The following is a 2,676-nucleotide window of genomic DNA, read 5'->3' as shown; positions in this document are numbered from 1 at the left end:
CCGCCACGGCCGCGGGTGGATCAGTCGCGCGGCTTCTCGCGCAACTCGTACGCCTCGATCACGTCGCCGACCTTGATGTCGGAGTAGGTGACCGTCATACCGCACTCGAAGCCCTCGCGGACCTCGGTGACGTCGTCCTTCTCGCGGCGCAGCGACGAGATGGTGACCGTCTCGGCCACGACGTTGTTGTCGCGGATGAGGCGGGCCTTCGCGTTGCGCTTGACGATGCCGGACTGCACGAGGCAACCCGCGATGTTGCCGATCTTCGACGACTTGAAGATCGCGCGGATCTCGGCGCGGCCGAGCTCGACCTCCTCGTAGATCGGCTTGAGCATGCCCTTGAGGGCCTTCTCCACCTCGTCGATCGCCTGGTAGATGACCGAGTAGTAGCGGATGTCGACACCCTCGCGGTTCGCGAGCTCGGTGGCCTTGCCCTCGGCGCGGACGTTGAAGCCGATGATCACGGCGTTCGACGCGGCAGCGAGGTTGACGTTGGTCTCGGTGACGCCACCGACACCGCGGTCGATGACCCGCAGGCGCACCTCGTCGTCGATCTCGATACCCATGAGCGCCTCTTCGAGGGCCTCGACGGTACCCGAGTTGTCGCCCTTGAGGATGAGGTTGAGCTCGTTGTGCTCCTTGAGCGCGGCATCGAGGTCCTCGAGGCTGATGCGCTTGCGGCTGCGTGCTGCAAGCGCGTTGCGCTTGCGGGCATTACGCCGGTCGGCGATCTGACGCGCGATGCGGTCCTCTTCGACGACGACCAGGTTGTCGCCGGCGCCGGGCACCGAGGTGAAGCCGACGACCTGGACCGGACGCGACGGCAGTGCCTCGAGCACGTCTTCACCGTGCTCGTCGACCATGCGGCGCACGCGGCCGTAGGCATCGCCGGCGACGATCGAGTCGCCGACCCGCAGGGTGCCGCGCTGGATGAGCACTGTGGCCACCGGACCGCGACCGCGGTCGAGGTGCGCCTCGATGGCGACGCCCTGCGCCTCCATGTCCGGGTTGGCACGCAGATCGAGTGCTGCATCAGCGGTGAGCAGCACCGCTTCGAGCAACTGCTCGATGTGCAGGTTCTGCTTCGCGGAGATGTCGACGAACATGGTCTCGCCGCCGTACTCCTCCGCGACCAGCCCGTACTCGGTGAGCTGCTGACGGATCTTCTGAGGGTTGGCACCCTCCTTGTCGATCTTGTTCACCGCGACCACGATCGGGACGTCCGCGGCCTGCGCGTGGTTGATCGCCTCCACCGTCTGCGGCATGACGCCGTCGTCGGCGGCGACCACGAGGATCGCGATGTCCGTCGACTTGGCACCTCGAGCACGCATAGCGGTGAACGCCTCGTGACCCGGGGTGTCGATGAAGGTGATCAGGCGATCTTCACCGTTGAGGTGCGTCATCACCTGGTAGGCACCGATGTGCTGGGTGATGCCACCGGCCTCGCCCTCGCCGACGTTCTCCTTACGGATCGTGTCGAGCAGGCGGGTCTTGCCGTGGTCGACGTGACCCATGACGGTGACCACCGGCGGACGCTGGCGGAGGTCTTCCTCGCCGCCCTCGTCCTCGCCGTACTGGATGTCGAACGACTCGAGCAGCTCGCGGTCCTCGTCCTCGGGCGAGACGACCTGCACGACGTAGTTCATCTCCGAGCCGAGCAGCTCGAGGATGTCGTCGTTCACCGACTGAGTGGCCGTGACCATCTCACCGAGGTTGAACAGTGCCTGCACCAGGGCCGACGGGTTGGCGTCGATCTTCTCGGCGAAGTCCGACAGCGACGCGCCGCGAGCGAGACGGATGGTCTCGCCGTTGCCACGCGGCAACCGCACGCCGCCGACCGACGGCGCCTGCATCGAATCGTATTCCTGCCGCTTCTGCCGCTTCGACTTGCGACCACGACGCGGAGCACCACCGGGACGACCGAACGCGCCGGCTGCACCGCCGCGACCGCGGCCACCGCCGCCACCACCGGGGCGACCACGGAAACCGCCGGGAGCGCCTGCACCGGCAGGTGCGCCGCCGCCGCCACCGGCACCGCCACCGCGGTAACCGCCGCCACCGCCGCCGGGACGTCCACCGGGAGCTCCGCCGGGGCGACCCGGGCGACCGGACGCGGCCGGACGTGCAGCACGCTGCGGCATCGCACCCGGGTTGGGGCGCGGAGGCATCGAACCCGGGGACGGACGGGGTCCGCCCTGACCGGGAGCGGGACGAGGACCGCCCTGACCGGGAGCCGGCCGGGGGCCGCCCTGACCGGGAGCGGGACGCGGGCCACCGGGGCCCGCCGCGGGACGTCCCTGTCCGGGCGTCGGGCGGGGGCCGCCCTGACCGGGAGCCGGACGCGGTCCGCCCGGGCCGGGACGCGGTCCACCCGGACGCGGAGCGGGACGCTCGGCCGGAGCCGAGGAGTACGGGTTGTTACCGACGCGTGGGGTCTTCGGACCCGGACGCGGACCGGCCGGCTTGGGGCCGGGCTTGGCCGCGGGGGCCTGCGGCGTCGGGCTGGGAGCCTGCGCCTGCGCAGCCGGGGCCTGGGGTGCCGCCTCGGCGGCGGGCGCCTGCGGCGCGGGAGCCGCGGGCTTCTCCTCCGGTGCCGGAGCCGGCTTGGGAGCGGCCGGCTTCGGCGCGCCCGGCTTGGGACGCGCGGTCTCGGCCGCGGGGGCCGGGCTCGCAGGA

General features: G+C 70.9%; 1 protein-coding gene. It reads right to left on the bottom strand.

Features of this window, described 5'->3' with window-relative positions; all coding sequences use genetic code 11:
- Positions 1–20 precede the first annotated feature (20 nt).
- On the bottom strand, positions 21–2,676 hold a 2,656-nt coding region (infB, locus tag A8G18_RS22010), incomplete at its 5' end, for a translation initiation factor IF-2 (RefSeq protein WP_064065556.1).

The sequence above is a fragment of the Rhodococcus gordoniae genome (assembly GCF_001646655.1).
GTDB lineage: Bacteria > Actinomycetota > Actinomycetes > Mycobacteriales > Mycobacteriaceae > Rhodococcus > Rhodococcus gordoniae.
The sequence above is the reverse complement of the archived record's forward strand: the minus strand, read 5'-3'. Positions and strand labels throughout refer to the sequence as shown.